At 73.4% G+C, this 3,132-nt stretch carries 2 protein-coding genes and 1 pseudogene; 2 read left to right on the top strand and 1 reads right to left on the bottom strand.

The window, feature by feature from the left end; translation table 11 throughout:
- Both LZ198_RS42635 and LZ198_RS42630 read left to right on the top strand, forming a co-directional pair.
- Nucleotides 1-1,201, top strand: a pseudogene (locus tag LZ198_RS42635) (hypothetical protein); the annotation flags it as partial.
- A gap of 156 nt (nucleotides 1,202-1,357) precedes the next feature.
- Nucleotides 1,358-2,167 (top strand): hypothetical protein, encoded by an 810-nt coding sequence (locus LZ198_RS42630; protein WP_253977910.1) that lies wholly within the window; start codon nucleotides 1,358-1,360, stop codon nucleotides 2,165-2,167.
- Nucleotides 2,168-2,192: 25 nt separating this feature from the next.
- On the opposite strand, the gene LZ198_RS42625 is transcribed toward LZ198_RS42630, so the two are convergent.
- Nucleotides 2,193-3,132, bottom strand: a 940-nt coding sequence (locus tag LZ198_RS42625) for a hypothetical protein (RefSeq protein ID WP_253977909.1), incomplete at its 5' end; no start/stop codon positions are given.

Raw genomic sequence — 3,132 nt, 5'->3', positions numbered from 1 at the left:
CTCGCCGCGCGTGGCCGCCCAGGCCGAGTCGCCCCCGCCGCGCACCCCCGCCCCGGCGGATCCGCGCCAGCGCCGCGCCACGTCCGGGCAGGCCCCCGCGCTCACGCCGCCGCGCCGCGCACCGGAGCCGGAGGACGAGGGTGGGGAGTCCGTCTCCCTCACGGTGCCGGTGCGCCGGCAGTCCGTGCTGGACGTGGAGGCGTCGCAGTCGGTGTCCCTCACCACGCCCATGCGGCGCATCTCCTCCGTGGACGTGGAGTCGGCGGACTCCATCTCGCTCACCTCGCCCATGCGCCGGCCGTCGCTGGTGGACGCGGAGGCGTCGCAGTCGGTGTCCCTCACCACGCCCATGCGGCGCATGTCCTCCCTGGAGGAGGACGCGGGGGACTCCGTGTCCCTCACCCCGCCCACGGTCAACCAGCGCCACGCCTCCCGTCCGGTGATGCCCGCCTCGCGCGTGCCCCCTCCGGTCAACGTGGGCGACGACGACGACCACTTCAGCACCGACGCCAGCCTGTCCGGGGCCGTCACCCACCCCACGCCCCGTCACCGCGACGACGACGACGACGACGAGTCCACCGCGGGCTACGCCGGCTACGAGTACGACACCGCGGCGACGCCCTCCCGCGGCGGGGCGAAGTGGCTCCTCCCCGTGCTCGTGCTCTTCGTGGTGGCGCTCGCCGCCGTCGCGTGGTGGGCGTGGAACAGCCGTGGCCCCCAGCCGCTGCCGTCCGTACCGGACCTGTCCGCGCAGGCGCTCAAGCCGCAGCCCCCGCCCGCACGGCCCCAGCAGTCGCCCACGCCTCCTCCCGTCCACGCCGACACGCCCGTCCCCGAGTCCGCGCCCGCCACCAGTGGCGGAGCGGATGCGGGCTCACCGGCGACGGGCGGCGCGGGCACCTCGCCCGAAGCCCAGGCGCTCGGCGCGGACACCCCGCACGAACCCGTCGCCCCGCCCATGCCCCCGGAGGGCCCCACCCTGGTGGCGGTCCGCTTCGAGGCGCCCGCTCGCACCCTGCTCAAGCAGGAGAGCGGCGACAAGCTGGCCGTCAATGCCCTGCTGAACCTGCCCGCTGGCACGCTCCGTGTGAGTTATGCCTGCCCGGGTCGCCGCGCACCCAAGGGCAAGAAATCCTACCTCATCGAGCGTGCCAGTGAGGGTCCACTCGTGCTGCCGGTGCCATGCAAGGCGCGGCGCTAGTCGGGACGCGGACTTGCCCATATGGGCGGGGCTCCCCCCGGAGCGGACAAGTGGGACCTGGTGGGCTTGAGTGCCCTTAAGTCGTTGGATTTCCTAGGTTTTACGCTTGGGGCGTGCATTGCGCATGTCAGAGGGGGCCGTAGAATCCGGCGCTCCATGGCGCGCCTCAAGAAGCAGAAAAACATCGTCACGAAGCGGAGTTACACGGCCGGGCGGGTAGGCCGACAGCAGCAACCCGAGGCCCCGGAGCCGAACCGGCTCTTGAAGGTCTGGAGACGCGTGCTCGAGCGCCGGCTGCGCACGCGGCTGCGCGCGAAGGTCGCGGTGGAGATTCACGACAACACGCACACGATGCTGACCTTTCAACGTCAGCGGGCGCTGTGGCGGTTGCGCCTCCACCACATGTTCCTGGCCGCGCCGGATGACGTGGTGCAGGCGCTCGCCAGCTTCGTCCGCAAGGGCGACGCGGACGCGAGCGTGCTGTTGGACCGGTTCATCGAGCGCAACCGCATGTACATCCGCCGGCTGTCCCCGGCGCAGATGCGCAAGCGCATCCGGCTGGAGCCCTCGGGCCGCTACCACGACCTCGAGCGCATCTTCGACCGGCTGAACGAGCGGTACTTCGCACGTCGCATCGACGCGGCCATCACCTACGGTCCGGCGCCCCGGGTGAAGGGGCCGCGCAAGAGCATCAAGATGGGGTCGTACTCGGCGGACTCGAAGGTCATCCGCATCCACCCGGCGTTGGACCAGCCCGTGGTCCCCCGCTACTTCGTGGAGTGGATCGTCTTCCACGAGATGCTCCACCACGTCTACCGGACGCGGCGGGGCGACGACGGGCGGCGCTGCATCCACCCGCCGGAGCTCATGGAGCACGAGAAGCGCTTCCACGACTACTCACGCGCGCAGGCCTGGGAGCACGAGAACCTGGACCTGCTCCTGCGCGCGCGTGTGTCGCCGGAGTGAGTGCGAAGTGACCTCCCCCTGAGGCTCAGGGGAGGATGAGGCCCCCGGGACTGCGCCGCTCCTGAGCCGGAGCGGGCGCGGCGGGGGCCTCGGTGTTGCGGGGGCCGGGCGCCGTGGGAGGCACGCCGGCCCGGGCGCCGGCGGCGGCCACCAGGGCGAGGACCTTCTCGAACATGCGCTCGGCGAAGCGGGAGAAGGGCTCCTCGGGGCCATGGAAGAGGCGGCGGGCCTCGCCCCGGGCCACCGCGGCCTCGCGGGCGCGGGCGGTGCGCTCGAAGTAGTCCGCCATCCACCACAGCCGCAGGGCGTAGCGGCGGCGGGTGTCGGGGGTGAAGAACTCCCGCGCCACCTGGAGCACGGCCGCCTGCAACTGCTCCTGGCGCTGCACGTCGCTCAGGGACAGGGGGCTCGCCACCACCTCGTCGATCTTCGCCAACAGGCGCTTCAGTTCGGGCTCCGGCGGCAGCCACGCGGCCAGCTCCTGCGTGTCGTGCAGCAGGTCGCCCTCCAGCACCCGGCGTGCGTCGTCGGGCTCGGGCGGCGGGAGGACGGTGGGCTCCAGCCGCGGCTGGACGTCGAAGTGGCGCAGGGCCACCTCCAGGTCGGGCGGGAAGGGCGTGTGGGTGCGCAGGTTGGTGCCGGCGGCCTCGGCGAGCAGCGCGGCGGCGTCCGCGAGCGGCAGCTCCACCGTGCCACCCTTCTCCACGCCTTCCTTGAGGAGGCGGCGCCAGGTGCCCCGGCTCTTCTCGTCCAGGTGGAGCTGGAGCACGCCCCGCTCGTCGGAGACGAGCACCTGCGCGACCTCGATGCCGCCCCCCTTCACCGCGCGGCCGAGCACCAGCGCCCGCTCGCCCCGTCCCGTCACCACGCTGGCGAGCGCCGGCAGCGCCTCCGGCGGGGGCGCCGCGCGCGGGGCGGGCGCGGGCGCGGGCTTCGCCGGCTGGGCCACGGCGACGCCGCGCGAG

It is taken from the genome of Myxococcus dinghuensis (assembly GCF_024198235.1).
GTDB lineage: Bacteria > Myxococcota > Myxococcia > Myxococcales > Myxococcaceae > Myxococcus > Myxococcus dinghuensis.
This window is presented reverse-complemented; position numbering and strand designations above follow the sequence as displayed.